Origin of the sequence: Nitrobacter hamburgensis X14 (assembly GCF_000013885.1) — a bacterium.
Classification (GTDB): domain Bacteria; phylum Pseudomonadota; class Alphaproteobacteria; order Rhizobiales; family Xanthobacteraceae; genus Nitrobacter; species Nitrobacter hamburgensis.
On the sequence record NC_007964.1, the window covers coordinates 2,280,077 to 2,299,518 of the forward strand.

Consider the following 19,442-nt stretch of genomic DNA (forward strand, 5'->3'; position numbering starts at 1 on the left):
ATCCCATCCGAACGCCAAAAGCCCGGACGAGCCGGGCCGGCACCATATAGCCCTCGCGGTCGGGGATGTCAGCACCTGTCCGCGCATTGCATAATCCGCAAATTGCATTCAAGGCTTGCGGCCGGTCCACCTCACTTTTTGTCGAAACGCTTGATGCGCCCTGCACTGCTCAATCCTCTCTTTGCATCGGTGACCAGCCTGTCCGGCGTCGGCCCGAGACAGGACAAGCTGTTCCGGTATCTGCTCGGGCGCGACGAAACCCCGCGCCTGATCGATCTGCTGTTTCACCTGCCTGGAAGCGTCATCGATCGCAGGGCGCGACCCAAGGTCCGCGATGCCGTTCCCGGCACCGTCGTGACACTGGAGGTGACCGTCGACCGGCATCGCCCTACGCCGTCCGGACGCTCGCGCGCGCCGCATCTGGTCTATGCCAGCGACGAGACCGGGGACGTCGTGCTGACCTACTTCCGCGCCCAGCCGGGCTACGTCGAAAAGTTGCTTCCCGTCGGAACCAAGCGCTACGTGTCCGGCACCGCGCAGATATTCGACGGTAGCTTGCAGATCGTGCACCCCGACCGGGTGGTCGATGAGGCCGGGTTTGCAAAACTTTCGGGCATCGATCCCGTCTATCCCCTCACCGAGGGGCTGGCGCTGGGCTCCTTGCGGCGCGCGATCGCGATGGCCCTGCAAAGGCTCCCCCTATTGCCCGAATGGATCGGTCCGGACATTTTGCGCCGGTGCAGCTTCCCGCCGCTGGAAGAAGCGCTCCATCGCGTTCACGTCCCGCTGGAATTGACCGACATTCTCCCGGAAAGCCGGTTCTGGTCACGCCTTGCCTTCGACGAGCTGCTTGCCGGACAACTCGCGCTGGCACTGGTGCGCGCGCAGCTTCGCCGGCCGGCTGGAAGCCGACACGCCGGCGACGGGCACCTGCGCAACAGGATTATCGACGCGCTTCCCTACGCCCTGACCGCATCTCAACAGCAGGCCGCTGCCGCGATCAGCGATGATTTGCGGCAGCCGGTGCGGATGCTGAGGTTGCTTCAGGGCGATGTCGGCTCGGGCAAGACGGTCGTCGCGCTGCTCGCCGCCGCCGCGGTGACTGAGGCCGGCAAGCAGACGGCCCTGATGGCGCCGACCGAAATCCTTGCCCGCCAGCATATCAAGACCGTCGCACCGCTGGCCGACCGGGCCGGCCTGCGTGTTGCGATCCTGACCGGCCGCGAGAAAGGCAAGGAACGGCGCGAGATCGTTGCACGCCTGGCCAACGGCGACATCGACTTGCTGGTCGGAACCCACGCATTGATCCAGGACGATGTGGCGTTCAAGGCGCTGGCGCTTGCGGTGGTGGACGAACAGCACCGTTTCGGGGTGCGTGAGCGCCTCGCCCTGACCGCCAAGGGCGAGGCCGTGGATGTGCTGGTCCTGAGCGCAACACCGATCCCGCGCACGCTCGTTCTCACCTATTTCGGCGACATGGACGTCTCCGAATTGCGCGAAAAGCCCGCTGGTCGGCAGCCGATCGATACCCGCGCCCTCCCCGACAGCCGCCTGAACGAGGTGATCGAAGCGGTCGGCCGCGCCGTGAAGGCCGGCAAGCTGGTTTACTGGATCTGCCCGCTGGTCGAGGAATCCGACACCGTCGACCTGACCGATGCTGAGCAGCGCTTCGACAGCCTCAAGGCCCGCTTCGGCGACAAGGTCGGCCTTGTTCACGGCAAAATGCGAGGCCTGGAGAAAGATCGCGTGATGGCGCAATTCGCGGCGGCCGAAATCAATCTGCTGGTGGCGACAACCGTCGTCGAGGTCGGCGTTGACGTGCCGGCGGCGACCGTCATGGTCATCGAGAACGCGGAACGCTTTGGCCTTGCGCAACTGCATCAATTGCGGGGCCGGATCGGCCGCGGCTCGGAGCCATCGACCTGCCTGCTGCTTTACCGGGAACCGCTGGGCGAGGTGTCAGCCGCACGGCTGCGGGTGATCCGGGAAACCGCGGATGGCTTCCGTATCGCCGAAGAAGATCTGAAGCTGCGCGGCGAAGGCGACGTGCTCGGGACCCGTCAAAGCGGCCTGCCCGGCTATCGCATTGCGCGCTCCGATGTTCATGCCCAACTCATCACGCAGGCTCGCGACGAAGCCTTGCGTATCATGAAGCAGAATCCGAAGCTCACGGGCGCGCACGGCGAAGCTTTGCGATGCCTGCTGTATCTGTTTGAGCGCGACGAAGCGCTGCCCCTGATCGGTGCGGGCTGAACGTCAGTCGACCTTTGCAGTCTGGGGCGCAAGGGCAGAATCATTCGCCACGCGCGCCGCTTCGGCCATCTCTGCAAGAGCCGCGAGCTTCTTCTGCGGGTCGGAATTTGGCTGAACGACGCCCGCGGACATGATCAGAGTTGCCGCTTCCTCCGTGCTCATGTCGATCTCGACGACCCTGCTCTTGGGTACGTAGAAGAAGAAGCCCGTGGTCGGGTTGGGCGCGCAAGGCAGGAACACGGAGATATGCTCTTCCTGGCCGGGGAGTCGGGCGGCAACATTCTCACTCGGCACTTGCGAAATGAGGACGATCGACCACATGCCGGGCGACGGGAATTCAACGAGACCAACCCTGCGGAGGCTCGATCCGGACCCGGAAAAAAGCGTTTCGAAGACCTGCTTCAGTCCGCGGTAGATCGCCCGCACCACCGGCATCCGGCCCAGCAGTCTTTCGCCAAGATCGACCAGCGTCCGGCCGATCAGGTTGGCCGTCAGGAAGCCGAGCATCGTCAGCGCGAACACCGCAACGATCAAGCCTGATCCCGGCACTCCGAAAGGCAGATACGTTTCCGGCCGATACGCGATCGGAACGAACGGCCGGACCAGGCTGTCGACCCAGTTCACGAACCACCAGGTCAGGTAAAGTGTTATAGCAACCGGGCCGGCTACGATCAGGCCGGTCAGAAAATAATTCCGGAATCGCGCGATGACGCCGCGGGGCATGTCCGGGTGATGGTCGCCTGGCGCGCCGCTCGAAGGATTGTCACGGGTCATCGTAGTTCCAGATTAAAGACGTCAAAATGACTGATATCTGCTCATATAGGCATTCTAGCAGACTTTACATGCGGCGCGATGGACCGCCCTGCGGCCTGCGGTCTTATTCGACAGTGACGGATTTTGCCAGATTGCGCGGCTGGTCGACATCCGTGCCCATTACGACCGCGGTATGGTAGGCCAGCAACTGCACTGGAACCGCATAGACCAGCGCAGCAAAAGTGGCTGCCATGTCGGGCAGGATAATCGTCACCAGCGACTCGATAGTCGCCTCCGCTGCCCCCTTTGCGTCGGTCATGAGAATGATGTTGCCGCCTCGCGCCGCCACCTCTTGCATGTTGGACACGGTCTTTTCGAAAACGCGATCATAAGGGGCGATCACCACCACCGGTATGTTCTCGTCGATCAGGGCGATCGGTCCATGTTTGAGTTCGCCTGCGGCGTAGCCTTCCGCATGGATGTAGGAAATTTCCTTGAGTTTGAGCGCCCCCTCCAGCGCAAGCGGGTAGCTGGTGCCTCGCCCGAGATACAGGACGTCCCTTGATTTGGCGATGTCGCGCGCGAGCCTGTCGATCTGCGGTTCGGTGTTCAGCGCTTCCGACATCAGTCGCGGAATTTCGATAAGGCCGTGCACAAGCCGGGATTCGTCCTCTTCGGATAGTTCGCCGCGCGCCTTGCCGGCGGCGATCGCGAGCGCCGCAAGCACCATCAACTGGCAGGTGAAAGCCTTGGTCGAAGCGACGCCGATCTCAGGGCCTGCCAGGGTTTGCAGCATCGTCTCGCTTTCCCGGGCGATCGTCGATGTCGTCACGTTGACGACCGACAGCGTATGCAGCCTGTGCTCCTTCGCATAACGAAGTGCCGCGAGCGTGTCAGCGGTTTCGCCGGATTGCGAAATGAAGATGGCGAGGTCGCCCTCGCTGAGCGGCGCTTCACGATAGCGAAATTCCGATGCGATATCGATCTCGACGGGCAGCCGGGCCAGACGCTCCAGCCAGTATTTTCCGATGTAACCGGCGTAATTCGCGGTCCCGCACGCGATGATCGAGACCCGCTTGATATCACGAAAATCGAACGGAAGATTCACCGGAAGCAACACACGCTCCGCTGCCATGTCGACATAGCGGGCGAGCGTATGCCCGACCACTTCGGGCTGTTCGTGGATTTCCTTGGCCATGAAGTGACGAAAGTTGGCCTTGTCCACCAGGGAGGTCGAGGCGCTCTGCTTGACGACGTCGCGCTGAACGACGGCGCTCCGGTGGTCGTAGACGGTCGCGCCCTCGCGGGTCAAAACCGCCCAGTCGCCGTCCTCGAGATAGCTGATCGTATCGGTAAACGGCCCCAGCGCGATCGCGTCCGATCCCAGATACATCTCGCCGTCGCCATACCCGATGGCCAGCGGAGGTCCGTTGCGCGCACCGATCAGAATGTTATCGTCGGCTGCGAAGATAAAACCGAGGGCGAAGGCGCCGCGAAGCCGCGACAACGTGGCTTTGACCGCTTCGACCGGGTTGATGCCGGCGGCAAGATAGCCGTCGACGAGATGCAGAACCGTCTCGGTATCGGTTTCGGTCTTGAAGACCGCTCCTTTTTTCTGAAGCTCTTCGCGCAGTTCGCGGAAATTTTCGATGATTCCATTGTGAACGACGGCCACACGCTCGGTCGCGTGCGGGTGCGCGTTGTTCTCGGTCGGCTTGCCGTGCGTTGCCCAGCGCGTGTGTCCGATCCCGACGCGCCCGGCCAGCGGTTCGGCCCGCAGGCGCGCCGCCAGGTTCCGCAGCTTGCCCTCGGAGCGACGACGCGCCAGATGCGTTCCCTCCAGTGTCGCGATGCCGGCGGAATCGTAGCCGCGGTATTCGAGGCGCTTGAGCGAATCAACCAATTGATCCGCAACGGGACTGCGTCCCAAAATTCCGACAATGCCGCACATGCGGATCAATATCTCCAAGATCGCAGAAAAATTGCAGAAAAGGCTCGTGCCCTCTTAACGAAAAGCCTGGAACGCAAGGAAACAATAATTATTGCCGATTGCGACAGGGTTAAATCACCGCGATGGCCGGCGACGTCATAACGTAGCCGCCCCCCGATTAACCGCTCGGTAACCTCGATGTCCGTGGACCGACAATCCGTCGCATCAAGGATCGCGCCGTAAGTCACCGATGTTCGGTGCTCAAAGCCGCTTTGAATTTTAACGCGCGATTGAAACAATTTTAGCGATTCCTGCAACGGGAGCCCAAACCCTTTTTGTCACGGTGTGCGCAAGAAAAAAGTGAGGCACACATGAGTGAAGTCGAGTTTGAACGGTTGCTTAGCGCAGTGAGCGCCGCGATCGCTCCGCGCATTGAAGAAGCCATGCTGAACGGCCTGTCGGATTTCGACGAGCTGCATTTCGACAAGCCGCCGCAGGCTGCTAACGACAATCAGGTCGCCTGGCCGTTTTTTCCTTTTCCCGATGGATGGAACGGTGCTTGCTGAATGATACGGCGAGCCTGATCGGCGCATCGGTAAAGATTAAAAGATTCATCAAATAATCATCGTAAGATATTGATTATGTTGATGGAGGCCACGTCCGGAATTGAACCGGAGTACACGGTTTTGCAGACCGTTGCGTAACCACTCCGCCACGTGGCCCCTTGGCCCGGGATGATTATAGAGTGTCAGCCACTTAGGCAACCTTGCTGAGACGTGGATTGCTGAGAAATCTGAAACTGCGATCTGCGGCATTTCTGAAACTGCTGTCCACGTTGCGTTCTAGAGCCTTATCAGAAGCGGGCTTTATGATTTTGATTGACGCGTTTTCTTCCCGCGAACCGGTACCCACTTCGCTCGAAAACGCTCTAAACGATGCATGAGGCTGTGCTCCCAACGCACAGCTCGGACTTCCATCGCCCGTCGTCGAATCGCTCGACGCGCGATTCCGTACCGTGTGTGATGTGGAGCATTCACCCTGGTTCTACGATGATGACGACCTGTCGATACCGGCCCGCCTGAAAACGGCCACAGAATTGCAGCTCTTTTCCTGACTGGACCACCATGGAGACTTCACCAAATTCTCCAGCCATTAAAGCGGTTGACGAGGGATTTCATGGTTGCAGATGGGCTTCCCGAGGACCCGTATTTATATTTCGGCAATCTCGGTAAAACAGAGCCGCAGTACAAGATCCCTAATTTCGTTGGTCTTTGTCTCGTTCCTCGATCTGAACGAGAGATCAAGCACGATTTGAACGATCCGCTTCCGGTGCCGGACAATTCGATCAAAAAGATCCAGGCGCAGGATGTGATGGAGCACATCCCGAAAGATCGCGTTCCAAGTCTTTTGGATGAGGTCTATCGCGTATTGGTGCCGGGTGGCATTTTCCGCCTCAGTGTGCCGGACTATCGCAGTCCTCTACTTAAGGCGCGGACTGTCTTTGATCATAAAGGGAACGTGCTCGCTGACTTGATGATGGGCGCGAAAGTCGAGTACGACACCAAAAATGCAGCCTACAAGACGGTATTCATGACCGATGGTTCTGCCCATCTATGGTTTCCAACCTACGAGCATGTGCTAGATTTGATCCTGCGATCCGAGATCAGGAAATCTTCGAAAATCACCTTCCACCATTATTGGCTGGACGATGAGACTTCGGTGACGAATTCATTTCCCGAGAACGAAATGTTCGTTTTCAGGTGTCCTCCGCGGGACCTGAGGGCCGGCGGCAAGGCTATTTCGATCATCGTTGATTTCATCAAATAAGGCTTTTCCAGTTCACGCCCTTCAGGGTTGCCTAAAAATCCTGATGTTGCGAATGCTGGAGCGTTTTCGAGCGAAGTGGGTACCGGTTCGTGGGAAGAAAACGCGTCAAATCAAAATCATAGAGCCCGCTTCTGCCATCAGAAGCGAAAAGGCTCTAATCAGGCCGTACCGCACGGACCCGATGTCGCGCTGGCACAAGCTGCGATATGCGACCCCTGCGCAACCATCGCAACCTGCCACTCCGCCACGTGGCCCTCGAATCGGATCAAGATAGATCCTCCGCTTAGGCAAGCTGCTCGTGCAGGCCACGAAAAGGTTCTGAAATTCGATACCCTTCGACGACCTGCCGAAACGGTTGGTCAGGCGCGGCGGCGCCGATAATCCCTGCTCGGTTTCGGCCGGGGCGCGAGTTCGGGCATCGTCGCCTGGACCTCACGATATTTCGCCAGCATCCGCTCAAAACTCGCGAGCAAAGTCGTCTCGATGTCCGGACGATTTTCGAGACCGGCGAGCATCATCGCCGCGGCCTCGATCGTGGCGAGCCCGTCCCAACGAGGCTCCCTGCGAAGCTTGCCATAACGTGAGGGCTGGCGCGGTCCCAGAATGATGCGCTGGCATTTGAGCATCCATGCGTTGCGCCACCACAGCGCCTTGGCCTGGCTCCAGGTGCCGTCTAGCAGCACCAAACCCTCGATGTCCGCGAGGATGGCGCGCTGACCGTCCTCCATCTCGCCCTTGCGGTTGATCGCCACGATCGCGCGGTCGGTGTTGAGATCGTCGGCCCTGGCCGATCCGAGATAAAGCACCGCCCAGCGCGACGGATCATGCACCGTCCGGCCCAGCGCCCGGGACAGGCTCGGCCAGGACAGCCCGATCTTCAGCACGGCGTCCTGGAAATGTAACGCCGTCAGCCGGGCGGTCCCGAGAGCCCTGTCCTGCTCTTGGGGATGCTGCAGGATCAAGAGCGATGTCCTGTTCCTGATCGGCTCGACGCTGTCGCAAATGCAGAGTGCCAACGGTTTGTGGCACCGTTGGCAATCCGGAATCGCGTCCTGCCTTGTGTCAGCGGCGGCCATCTCGGAGTTCCTGGACATTGCCCGCTATACGCCGCGCCCGTCCATCCGGCAAGGAAACCGATCGCCGTCCCGCCTACTCGGCCGGCGCGATCGCCGGAGCAGCCTCGCCTCGCCGCCGCAACCGGTCGATCAGGAGGTAGATCACGGGTGTCGTGTAAAGCGTCAGAACCTGTGAAACGAGCAGCCCGCCGATGATGGTGATGCCGAGGGGCCGTCTTAGTTCAGTGCCCGGACCGGTTGCGAGCACCAGCGGTATCGCGGCGAAAATCGCCGCCATAGTGGTCATGAGGATGGGCCGGAAGCGCACGCTGCATGCCTCGAATATGGCGTCCGTGGACGACAGGCCGCGTTGGCGCTCGGCATCCAGCGCGAAATCCACGATCATGATGCCGTTCTTCTTGACGATGCCGATGAGAAGAATGATTCCGACAAATGCAATGATCGTCAGCGACGTATTGGTGATCTGCAAGGCCAGCAGTGCGCCGAGACCGGCGGATGGCAAGGTCGAGATGATGGTGAGCGGATGCGCCAGGCTCTCGTAGAGAACGCCGAGCACAATATACACCGCGACAAGCGCGCCGAGGATCAGCAGCGGCTGCCGTCCCGACGTTTTGCGGAAATCGGCCGCGTTGCCCTCGAAGCTTCCGCGAATGCCCTCGGGCATGTGCAATTCATCGACCGCGCGTTGAATATTGCTGGTCGCTTCCTGAAGCTCCACATCCGGCAACGTATTAAAGGACACCGTCACCGATGGAAACGACTGCGAGTGATAAACGGCGAGCGGTGAGAGGTCGCGCTGATAGCGGACGACGGCAGACAGCGGCACCTGCACTCCGTCAGCCCCCGCGACAAAGATGCGTTCCAGGTTGGATGGGTCTTGCTGGAATTGCGGATCGACTTCCAGAATGACCTGATACTGGTTGCGCTGGGTGTAAACGATCGAAATCTGTCGTTGCGAAAAGGCATTGTTGAGTGCGTTGTCGATATCCTGAACCCTGACGCCGAGGCTGGATGCCTTTGGCCGGTCGATCGACAAGGTCAGTTGCAGACCGCCGGGGTCGCGGTCGCTGGAAACGTCCGTGATCCCCTCCACCGTCTCCATGCGCTTGGCGACGAGGGGCGCCCACTTCTGCAACAAATCGAGGTCGGTGCTGGAGAGCGTATACTGGTAGTTGGAATCGCTCTGGCGTCCGCCGCCGCGAATGTCCTGCGCCGCGAACATGAACAGCCTGATGCCCGGCACATCGCCGAGATTCCGGCGCATCCGGTCGATCACCTGCTGGGTCGTCAGCCCGCCCCGTTCGGCCGGCGGCTTCAGCGTGATATACATGAATCCGCGATTTGAGCCTCCGCGCGTGCTGCTGCCGCCGATGGAGGAGCCGATCCCTTGCACGGCAGGATCTGCCATCACGATATCCATAACGCGCTGTTGAAGCCCGAGCATGGACTGAAAGGAAACGTCGGCCGACGCTCGCGTCGAGCCGATCACGAAGCCGCTGTCGTCGATCGGGAAATAGCCCTTCGGCATCTTGATATACAGCGTCACTGTCAGGGCGATCGTCGCAAAGAACACCAGCAGCGTCAGGATGGGAAAGCCGAGCACGACGCGCAGCGTCCGCGTATAGAACGCCACGACTCGCGACAGAAAGCCTTCAACCAGCCGGTCGAACCGGGTCGCATCGGCTGATGTCGCGTGCTTGATGTAGTGGGCGCAGATCATCGGTGTGACGGTCAACGACACGACGGTCGACACCACGATCGCAAATGTGAGGGTGAGCGAGAATTCTCGTAACAACCGGCCGACCATGCCGTCCATGAAGATCAGGGGCGTGAATGCGGCGATCAACGACAGGCTGATCGACAGCACCGTGAAACCGATTTGCTTCGCTCCTTCGAGCGCAGCCCGGTAAGGCGGCAGCCCCTGCTCGAGGTTGCGGTACATATTCTCGATCATGACGATGGCATCGTCGACCACGAAGCCGACGGAAATGGCCAGCGCCATCAGGGACAGGTTGTCGATGGAGAAGCCTGCCAGCCACATCCCGGCGCATGTACCCGCAAGCGCCAGCGGAACCGACACACCGGCGGCGACGGTCGGTGTGAAACGGCGGAGGAACGCATAAACCACCACCATCACCAGAAACGCCGTCGCCAACAACGTCCACTCCATGTCGTCCACGCTGGCGCGGATCGAGCCGGTTCGGTCAACGAGGGTCGATATTTCGACACCGGCCGGAATCCACTGCTTGAGTTCAGGGATAATCGCCTTCACCCGGTCGACGGTGTCGATGACATTGGCATCGCCCTGCTTGGTGATCTGGATCAGCACCGCGGGTTGCTTGTTGAACCAGGCGATGGAGCGGCTGTTCCGCGTGGCATCCTTGACGTCGGCCACGTCCGAGAGCTGGACGAAATTCCCTCCGGAGCTTTTGATAACGATGTCGCGAAATTCGGCCGCCGTCCGCATCTGCCGGTTGGTCGACAGCGTCTCGCTCTGGCGGCCGCCATTGAAGATTCCGACAGGGCCAAGCGGATTCGCGTTCACGATCGCGGTGCGGACATCGTCGGTCGAGATGCCCGCGTTCGAGAGCGCCACCGGGTTGAGCGCAATCCGGACGGCCGGCTGATCGGCGCCGCTTACGGAAACCTCGCCGACACCCGGAACCTGCGAGATGCGCTGAACGATAACGGTGTCGGCCACATCATAGATCGCGCTGGTCGACATGGTTTTTGACGTCAGCGCCAGAATAAAGACCGGTGCCGCAGCGGGATTCGCCTTGCGGAATTTCGGCAATGTCGGCAGATCGGTCGGCAGATCGGCGAGCGAGGCGTTGATCGCCGCCTGCACGTCGCGTGCCGCGTGGTCGATGTCGCGCCCGATGGCGAACCGCAACTGGATGCTGGTGGCGCCAAGCGTGCTCGTGGATGTGATCTGATCGACGCCGGCGATCTCGCCGAGCCGGCGCTCCAGCGGCGCGGCGACGGTCGCCGCCATCACCGAAGGCGCCGCCCCCGGCCGGTTCGCCGACACCCTGATCATCGGGAAATCGACATTCGGCACCGAAGCCACCGGGAGGAACCCGTAAGCGACCACTCCGATCAGAAACAGGCCGATCGCCAGCAACGTGGTACCGACCGGCCTTCGGATGAACGGCTCGGAGATCGAGGCCACTACTGCATTCCCTCGGTCGTACCTGCGATCGGCGGCTGCTCCGGCCCGCCCGTCGGAACGGCTTTCTCGATCCGCTTGTTCAGCCGATCCAGCGCCAGATAGATCACGGGCGTGGTGTAAAGCGTAAGCAACTGGCTGAGCAGCAGGCCGCCGATGATCGAGATGCCAAGGGGAAATCGCAGTTCCGCGCCGGTGCCGCTTTCGATCGCCAGCGGCAGCGCGCCGAACAGCGCCGCCAGCGTGGTCATCATTATTGGCCTGAACCGGAGCAGGCATGCCTGCACGATCGCCTCGGTCGGCGACATGCCCTGATGGCGCTCGGCCTCGAGCGCGAAATCGATCATCATGATCGCGTTCTTCTTCACGATGCCCATCAGAAGAATGATGCCGATCAGGCCGATGACGGACAGATCCTGTCCGAACAGCATCAACGCGAGAATGGCGCCGACACCCGCCGAAGGCAGCGTCGAGAGAATCGTGATCGGATGAATGTAGCTCTCGTACAATACGCCCAGCACGATGTAGATCGTGACCAGCGCAGCCAGGATCAGCCAGGGTTGTCCGGCAAGCGATTTGGAGAACTCCGCCGCATCGCCGGAGAACACACCGACGATACTTGAGGGCATGCCGATGTGGGTCTCGATGGTCTTGACCCGCTCCACGGCATCGCCGAGCGATTCTCCCGGAGCAAGGTTGAAACTGAGCGACGTCGCCGGGAATTGCGCGTGATGCGAGATCGACAGCGGCGCCGTCGTTCGGGTCAGCGTTGCGACCGCGGACAGCGGCACTTGTGCGCCGGCAAGACCCGGCAGATAAAGCTTGGAGAGGATCGAGGGGTCGCGCTGATACTGCGGCAAGGCCTCCAGCACGACGCGATATTGGTTGGCCTGCCCGTAAACGGTCGATATCTGCCGTTGCGCGAAGGCATCGTTCAGCGTGTCGTTGACACCCTGGAGGCTGACGCCGAGCTGGCCCGCGCGGGCGCGGTCGATGTGCAGCGCTGCACGCAGTCCGTTTTCCTGAGCTTCGGATGATACGTCCTGGAACAGCGGATCGCGACGCAGTTCGGCAACCAGTTTGCGGGCCCACTCCGAAACCTGGGCGGCATCCGTCCCCGTTAGGGTGTACTGATATAGCGAACGGCTCGACTGCGTACTGATCTGGACATCCTGCACCGGCTGAAAATAAACCGTCATGCCGGGGATCGGGGCAACGCGCTCCTTCAACCGCGCGATAACGACAGCTACATCGTCGCGGCGGTCGCTCCGCGGCTTCAACGTCATCACCAGGCGTCCGACATTCGTCGTTGGATTCACGGAGCCGGCACCAATGACCGATACAACGCCCGTGACGTCCGGATCCTCTTTGATGACGTTGGCCACCTCGGCTTGATGCTTTCGCATTTCGGCAAAGGATACATCCGGACCCGCTTCAGTCACCGCGGTGATCGATGCCGTGTCCTGCAAGGGCAGAAAGCCCTTGGGCGCGACGACATAGAGGACCATCGTCGCGGCGACTGTCGCAAACACCACAACCAGTGTCGCGCGCTGATGCCGCAGCACCCATAATAACGTACGATGGTAGAACTCGACCATCCGATCGATACTGCGGCTGACCGCCGCCATTCCCGGAACCGCTCGCTCCCCCCCGGAGTGCTTCAGCAGCCGCGAGCACATCATCGGCGTCAAAGTCAGCGACACGATAGCGGACGTGACAACCGCGATGGTGAGGGTCAGGGCAAATTCGCGGAACATCCTCCCGACCAGCCCGGACATGAACAGCAGCGGAATGAACACCGCGATCAGCGAGACCGTCAGCGAAATCACGGTAAAGCCGATCTCGCTCGCACCCCGGAGCGAGGCTTCCATGACGCTCTCGCCGTTCTCGATGTGACGGACGATGTTTTCGATCATCACGATGGCGTCGTCGACCACGAATCCGGTGCCGATCGTCAGCGCCATCAGCGACAGGTTGTCGAGGCTGAATCCGGCGAAATACATGATGCCGAAACTGGTAATCAGCGACAGCGGCAGCGCCACTCCCGCGATCAATGTCGCCCGCAGCGAGCGCAGGAAAAGCAGCACCACGAGCGTGACCAGCACGACACTGAGAATGAGCGTGAATTGCACGTCGTGGACGGAGGCACGGATCGTCACGGTCCGATCGCTGACGACCGTCAGTTTAACACCGGCGGGAATCGCACGCTGGACCTTCGGAATCTCCTCCCGGATCTGCCGGACGACCTCGATCACATTGGCGCCGGGCTGGCGCTGGATATCGATGATGACGGCCGGCGTTCCGTTATACCAGCCGCCGGTGCGGTCGTTTTCCAGTCCGTCGACGATCTGGGCGACATCGCCAATCGTGACCGGAGAGCCGTTGCGATAGGCGATAATGATGGGCTTGTACGCGTCCGCCACCGCGATCTGGTCGTTGGCGGCGATGGTGTAGGCTTGCTGCGCGCCGTCCAGCGAGCCCTTTGGGCCTGAAACATTGGCGCCGGCAATCCCGGCGCGCAAATCTTCCATTGAAATGCCGTAGGCGGCCAGCCGTGCGAGGTCGGCCTGGACACGCACCGCCGGCTTCAGACCTCCGAGCACGGAAACGCGCCCCACGCCCGAAATCTGACTGAGACGCTGGGTCAGGATGGTGTCCGCAATATCGCTCATGGCGCGCAGCGAGACCGTGTCCGACGTCAGCGCGAGCGTCATCACCGGCGCGTCGGCAGGATTCACCTTGGCGTATGTCGGCGGATACGGCAGGTTTTTCGGCAGTATCCCGGCGGCGGCGTTAATCGCCGCCTGCACATCCTGCGTGGCGCCGTCGATATCGCGGTCCAGGTTGAATTGCAGGGAAATCTGACTGACGCCGAACGAGCTTGTCGATGCCATCGACGACAGCGATGGGATCTGCCCGAGCTGGCGTTCCAGCGGCGCGGTCAGCAGCGACGCAACCACATCGGGACTCGCGCCCGGCAACTGGGTCCTCACCTGCACTGTCGGGAAGTCGACTTGCGGCAAAGCCGAGATCGGCAACGCCCAATAGCCGAGCGCGCCTCCGATCATCAACGCGATCCCGAGCAAGGAGGTTGCGATCGGACGACGAATAAACGGTTCGGAGACGCCCATGTCTGTCAGCTCATGTCTGGCAGCTCGCTGCCGCGGGTTCGATGCTCAGCGCCCTGCCTCCGGGATCACGGTTGAGTCTTTGCGTTGCCGCTCGATTGCCCGTTTTTCTGCACCCCGCTGCCCGACTGCTTTTGACTTCCCTCGTCCCGCTTGCCGCGGCGCTCGCCGCCTTGACGAGCGCCGCGTTTACCTTGTCGCTTCTGAGGCGCCAGATCGGCCGTCGGCGTCTGATCGTTCTGGCTGACGGTCACCTTTGCACCGTCGGAGAGATTGGCAAATCCCGTGGTCACCACCCGATCCGTGGGAGCAATGCCCTTGGCGATCACCGCGTCCTTTTCGTCCTGCTGCGTCACCGTCACGGGCTTTGCTGTCGCGATATCGTCGCTTCCGATCACATAGCTGAAGGTTCCGAGCGGACCACGCTGTACCGCTGACGTCGGTATGACCGTCGCCTGCGACAGCGTTTCCACCTTGAGGCGCACGTTGACGAACTGGCCGGGCCAGAGCTGGAAGTGTCCATTCGGAAATTCGGCCTTCAGCTTCAACGTGCCGGTCGTCGGATCGACCTGATTGTCGACGCCGATCAGCTTGCCGGTATCGACAACTGTCGTTCCGTCATTTCCGAATACATCGACTGCGAGGGCGCCCTTCGCCATTGCTGCATTCACACGCGTAATCTGCTGCTGCGGCAGGCTGAATTGCACAGCGATGGGCTGAAGCTGCGTAATGATGACAAGTCCGGTCGCATCGGACGCATGGATGATGTTGCCTCGATCGACCTGGCGCAGGCCCGCACGGCCCGAGATCGGCGCGACAATCCTGGTATAGCCGAGCATAGCCTGGGCGTTGTCGATCGCGGCCTGATCGGCCCTGACGAGCGCCTCCTGCTGCGCAACGACCGCACTCTGCGTATCGGCCTGCTGCTTCGATCCGGCATTGGAGGCGGCCAGTTGCTGGTAGCGCTTCAGATCGAGGCGCATGTTGGCCAGTTGCGCTTCATCCTGGGCCTTCTTCGCGACCGCCTGATCGTACTGCGCCTGGTAGATCACGGGATCGATCTCGCCCAGTACGTCGTCTTTCTTGACGTCCTGCCCCTCAGTAAAATTGACGGCGATCAGCTTGCCGTCGACCTGCGAGCGCACGACGACCGTGTTCAGAGCCCGGACGGCTCCGACGCCATCGAGGTAGACCGGTACGTCCTGGATGCGCGGCGTTGCGGCAAGCACCGGTACTGCGAGATCGGGACGTCCGCCCCTTGCGTCGCGCTTCTTTTGCGCGAGCGCGGTCCAGCCGAGATAGGCGAGTCCTCCGACGATCAGGAGCGTGATCGCGATCCGCACGGCAGGTCGCCGGCCGCGACCCGTCACCTTGTCAGGCATCCCGTCGCCGGCTGCTTTCGCGGTTTCGTCCAGCCCCGGTTTAAAGAGCATTGCCCGGCCTCTCAATTTTTGGTTCCCAGCCGCCGCCCAGGGCCTGATAAAGGCTCACGACTGCCAGTAGTCGCGCAAGCTGTGCCTGCGACAGCGAATCCTCCGCCTGAAACAGCGTCAGTTGCGTATTCAGCACGGTTACGATGTCGGCTGTGCCGGCCCGAAGCTGCTGCTCGCCGAGTTCGAATGCCCTGCGTGAGGCGGTCACGACCTTCCGCTGAAGGCGCAGCCTCTCCGTGGTCTGACGGATCGCGATCAACGCGTTATCGACGTCGGCGAACGCCGAAACCACTGTTTTGCGGTACGTCTGAAGCAGTTCGTCCTGTTTCGCTTTTGTGTACTCGAAGTTGCCGAGAATCCTGCCGCCGTCGAAAATCGGCTGCGTCAGTCCGCCGGCGAGACTGAAAAATGCGGCCTGGGGCTGGAACAGCGCGACCAGGGCCGAACTCTGGTAGCCACCCTGCCCGGTCAATTGAATGCTCGGGAAAAACTGCGCGCGCGCGCTGCCCACGTTCGCGGTAGCCGATGCGAGTTGCGCCTCCTGACGGCGGATGTCCGGACGCTGTGTCAATAATTCCGACGGCAGGCCCGGCGTCACCCGCGGCGCGGCGATCTGGTTGAGCGAGCCGCCCTTGACCTTCACGCTTTCCGGCGGACGAGCCACCAGCGTCGCGAGTGCGTTGATGTTCTGCGCCAAAATCTGACGAAGCGGCGGAACGGCGGCGCGCTGATTTGCCAGCACGCTTTCCTGTTGCGCCACGTCGAGATCGGTCCCGGTGCCGGCGCTCAGCCGCTGCTTGATCGCGTCGAGGATGCGCACGGCGCTGGCGATGTTGCGCTCGGCGGTACGAATACGGTCTTGCGCTGCGAGAACCTGGAAATAGGCATTCGCAACGCTGGTGAGAGTCGTCAGGCCCACCACGTCGCGATCAAAGCGGCTCGCGGTCGCGGTTTCCTCTGCGGCCAGTGTTGCATCGCGGTTCTTGCCCCAGAAATCGATCTCATAGCTGGCGGCGCTCAGCGACGACGAGTAGTTCACAACTTCCCGACCGCGGTTGGTCAGGCCGCTGGAACTCGAGCCCGACGTGCGGGAATAGGTTTCCTGCCCCCCGACACTGACGCTCGGCAACAGCGCCGCCCCCGCGATCCGGGCTTGCTGATCGGCCTGAATGATCCGCGCCGTCGCCGCTGCAATGTCCAGATTGACGGTCTGAGCTTCCTCCATCAGGTCCGTCAGTTCGGGCGAGCGAAAGCCACGCCACCAGTCGAGCGTCGGCGGAGCCTCAGTCGTGGTCAGCCGCGCGGCCTTGTACCCGGCCGGAATGTCCAGCGCCGGATCGGGAAGATCCCTGGTCAGGATGCAGCCAGCCGACGTTGCCACCATCGCCAACATAGGGAGAAGCATGGCGGAGCGATGAATCCACCTCGCAACCCCTTGTAAACCGCTCAAGGCCTTCGCAGGAGAATCACCCACGCCGGTCCCCCAGGGGGCGGCAGAGGCGATGATAGGCATTCGCGTGAGGTCGCAGCGCCCACGTAGCAGCTTTTTCAAATATAAAAAACAACGCGGTCACGGTGGCAATGCTTCCTTCTGGAACCGCCCTATTCTAGCGGCCCGAATAGTCGCCGGACAGTCCCGCACGGTCGCGAACATTAGATACGTTCTATTGGCGCCGTCCCCACTGCAGGAAACCTGATTTATCAAAAAGCCCCGTTTTAACTGGCTTTCCGGACGATCAGGTCGCGAGCGGTCCCGGCAATCTTACCAAGATTTCATGCAGCGCAGTGGCGCGGGCGACACGCCGCCGAGGATTCTCGGATCGAAAGCTCTCCTTGCGCGACTCGAAGCCTGACCAGGCGGATCATTTCGCCTGTTGCGGAGCCGACCGATCAGGAAACGCCTATGTGCGGAAGTTCTTCGCAAAATACGAATAGCAACGCAATACGAACAGCAACGCAACTCAAACCGGTCGGGTGATCGGCCGTCCTCGCACCCTTGTACCTCCCTCGCCTCTCAACTAGGGTTATCCTCAATTCCTCCAATGGCCGACAAGATCTGCACCTCATGAGAATCAACAACGACGTCGTCGAAGCGATCGGCAACACACCGCTTATCAAGTTGAAGCACGCATCCGAAGCGACGGGATGCACCATTCTCGGCAAGGCCGAGTTCATGAATCCGGGTCAGTCGGTCAAGGATCGCGCCGGCAAACAGATGATCCTTGAAGCCGAAAAGCGGGGCGATCTCAAGCCCGGCGGCCTCGTGGTCGAAGGCACGGCCGGCAATACCGGCATCGGCCTCGCTGTCGTTGCCAGCGCGCGCGGCTACCGCACGATGATCGTCATCCCGGAAACGCAGAGCCAGGAAAAGAAGGACATGCTGCGGCTGTGCGGAGCCGAGCTGGTCGAGGTCCCGGCGCTCCCCTTCAGCAATCCGAACAATTATCAGCACATCGCAAAACGGCTCGCGGACGAATTGCGCAAGTCCGAACCGAACGGCGTCCTGTTTGCCGATCAGTGGAACAACCTCGACAATCCCAAGGCTCACTACGTTTCGACGGGCCCCGAAATCTGGGAGCAAACCGGCGGCAAGGTCGATGGCTTCATCTGTTCGATCGGAACCGGCGGCACGCTGGCCGGGACCGGCGCTTTCCTGCGGGAGAAAAAGAAGGACATCGTCATCGGCGTTGCGGACCCGTGCGGGGCGGCCATGTATGAGCTGTTCAAGAACGGCGTGGCCAAGGCGACCCCGGGAGGTTCGATCACCGAGGGAATCGGCCTTGGACGGGTGACGCCGGTGATCGCCAACGCCAGGGTCGACGAGGCCTATCTCATTCCCGACGAGGAAGCCGTGCCGGTGATCTACGATTTGCTTGAACACGAGGGGCTTTGCCTTGGCGGCTCCACCGGCATCAACGTCGCCGGCGCGGTTCGACTCGCACGCAAGTTGGGACCCGGCCACACCGTAGTGACGATCCTGTGCGACTCCGGCAACCGCTATCAGTCGAAGCTGTTCAATCCGGACTTCATGCGTTCCAAAAATCTTCCCGTGCCGCAATGGCTGGAGCGGCGGAGCACGGTGAAGGTCCCCCTCGCGCAAGTTTAGGGCGTCGTACCAGTCTCAGCGCAGGATCTGGCTGAGGAAGAGCTGGGTTCGCGGATGTTGCGGATTGGCGAAAAAGTTAGCCGGCGTATTGGATTCGATGATCTGTCCCTCATCCATGAACACGACGCGGTTGGCCACTTCCCTGGCGAATCCCATTTCGTGCGTGACCACAAGCATGGTCATGCCTTCCTTGGCGAGATCGACCATGGTGTCGAGCACTTCCTTGACCATCTCGGGATCGAGCGACGATGTCGGCTCGTCGAACAGCATGACCTTCGGATTCATCGTGAGCGCGCGCGCAATCGCCACGCGCTGCTGCTGACCTCCGGACATCTGGCCGGGATACTTGTTGGCCTGATGGGGAATCTTGACACGCTCGAGAAACTTCATCGCCGCCGCCTCGGCATCCTTCTTCGGGATATTGCGGACCCAGATCGGAGCAAGCGTGCAGTTTTCGAGCACCGTCAGGTGCGGAAACAGATTGAAGCTCTGGAAAACCATTCCGACCTCGCGTCGAACCTCCTCGACGCGCCGCAGATTGGGACCAAGTTCGATCCCATCGACGACGATCCGGCCTTCCTGAAATTCCTCGAGCGCGTTGATGCAGCGGATTAGCGTCGATTTTCCCGAGCCTGAAGGTCCGCAGATGACGACGCGCTCACCGCGGGCCACATCGAGATCGATGTCCCGCAGCACGTGGAAGCTGCCGTACCATTTGTTGAGGCCGGCGATGGAAACGATGGCGTTTGCGTCTGTCATGGCTAATC

12 protein-coding genes and 1 tRNA gene are annotated in these 19,442 nt (G+C 61.1%); 4 read left to right on the top strand and 9 right to left on the bottom strand.

What is annotated here, in order from left to right; translation table 11 throughout:
• Positions 1 to 153 precede the first annotated feature (153 nt).
• A complete protein-coding gene (recG, locus tag NHAM_RS10465; RefSeq protein ID WP_011510532.1) occupies positions 154 to 2,253 on the top strand; it encodes an ATP-dependent DNA helicase RecG in 2,100 nt (699 codons plus the stop codon).
• Positions 2,254 to 2,256: 3 nt separating this feature from the next.
• On the opposite strand, the gene NHAM_RS10470 is transcribed toward recG, so the two are convergent.
• Both NHAM_RS10470 and glmS read right to left on the bottom strand, forming a co-directional pair.
• On the bottom strand, positions 2,257 to 2,976 hold the full coding sequence (locus NHAM_RS10470) for a DUF502 domain-containing protein (protein WP_198137035.1): 720 nt from the start codon (positions 2,974 to 2,976) through the stop codon (positions 2,257 to 2,259).
• Between the two features lie 154 nt (positions 2,977 to 3,130).
• Positions 3,131 to 4,957 (bottom strand): glutamine--fructose-6-phosphate transaminase (isomerizing), encoded by a 1,827-nt coding sequence (gene glmS, locus NHAM_RS10475; RefSeq protein WP_011510534.1) that lies wholly within the window; start codon positions 4,955 to 4,957, stop codon positions 3,131 to 3,133.
• A 350-nt stretch (positions 4,958 to 5,307) separates the two neighbouring features.
• Between glmS and NHAM_RS10480 the strand changes: the two genes are divergently transcribed.
• Complete coding sequence (locus NHAM_RS10480; protein WP_011510536.1) at positions 5,308 to 5,502, top strand: hypothetical protein; 195 nt, start codon at positions 5,308 to 5,310, stop codon at positions 5,500 to 5,502.
• Between the two features lie 82 nt (positions 5,503 to 5,584).
• Here the strand turns inward: NHAM_RS10480 and NHAM_RS10485 are convergent.
• Positions 5,585 to 5,658, bottom strand: a tRNA-Cys gene (locus tag NHAM_RS10485).
• Positions 5,659 to 6,112: 454 nt separating this feature from the next.
• Here NHAM_RS10485 and NHAM_RS24005 point away from each other — a divergent pair.
• The gene (locus NHAM_RS24005; RefSeq protein WP_011510537.1) at positions 6,113 to 6,763 is read left to right on the top strand and encodes a class I SAM-dependent methyltransferase; all 651 of its coding nucleotides are present in this window, start codon (positions 6,113 to 6,115) and stop codon (positions 6,761 to 6,763) included.
• Between the two features lie 359 nt (positions 6,764 to 7,122).
• On the opposite strand, the gene NHAM_RS10495 is transcribed toward NHAM_RS24005, so the two are convergent.
• The 5 genes from NHAM_RS10495 to NHAM_RS10515 all read right to left on the bottom strand — a co-directional run bounded on the left by NHAM_RS10495 (position 7,123) and on the right by NHAM_RS10515 (position 16,974).
• A complete protein-coding gene (locus NHAM_RS10495; RefSeq protein WP_011510538.1) occupies positions 7,123 to 7,839 on the bottom strand; it encodes a tRNA-uridine aminocarboxypropyltransferase in 717 nt (238 codons plus the stop codon).
• A 73-nt stretch (positions 7,840 to 7,912) separates the two neighbouring features.
• Positions 7,913 to 11,011, bottom strand: coding sequence for an efflux RND transporter permease subunit (locus NHAM_RS10500; RefSeq protein WP_011510539.1), 3,099 nt, complete (start codon positions 11,009 to 11,011; stop codon positions 7,913 to 7,915).
• The gene (locus NHAM_RS10505) at positions 11,011 to 14,139 is read right to left on the bottom strand and encodes an efflux RND transporter permease subunit (RefSeq protein WP_011510540.1); all 3,129 of its coding nucleotides are present in this window, start codon (positions 14,137 to 14,139) and stop codon (positions 11,011 to 11,013) included. The genes NHAM_RS10500 and NHAM_RS10505 overlap by 1 nt, the downstream gene beginning before the upstream one ends.
• A 65-nt stretch (positions 14,140 to 14,204) precedes the next feature.
• Positions 14,205 to 15,569, bottom strand: a complete 1,365-nt coding sequence (locus NHAM_RS10510; RefSeq protein WP_011510541.1) for an efflux RND transporter periplasmic adaptor subunit — start codon at positions 15,567 to 15,569, stop codon at positions 14,205 to 14,207.
• Positions 15,559 to 16,974, bottom strand: a complete 1,416-nt coding sequence (locus tag NHAM_RS10515) for an efflux transporter outer membrane subunit (protein ID WP_049769326.1) — start codon at positions 16,972 to 16,974, stop codon at positions 15,559 to 15,561. The genes NHAM_RS10510 and NHAM_RS10515 overlap by 11 nt, the downstream gene beginning before the upstream one ends.
• 660 nt (positions 16,975 to 17,634) lie before the next feature.
• On the opposite strand from NHAM_RS10515, the gene NHAM_RS10520 reads away from it, so the two are divergent.
• Entirely contained in the window at positions 17,635 to 18,675 is a 1,041-nt protein-coding gene (locus tag NHAM_RS10520; RefSeq protein ID WP_011510543.1) for a cysteine synthase A, read from the top strand.
• 15 nt (positions 18,676 to 18,690) lie between these two features.
• Here NHAM_RS10520 and NHAM_RS10525 read toward each other — a convergent pair whose 3' ends face one another.
• Positions 18,691 to 19,434 carry an amino acid ABC transporter ATP-binding protein gene (locus NHAM_RS10525; protein WP_011510544.1) on the bottom strand — a complete coding sequence of 248 codons (744 nt, stop codon included), beginning with the start codon at positions 19,432 to 19,434 and terminating at the stop codon, positions 18,691 to 18,693.
• Between the last annotated feature and the right edge of the window lie 8 nt (positions 19,435 to 19,442).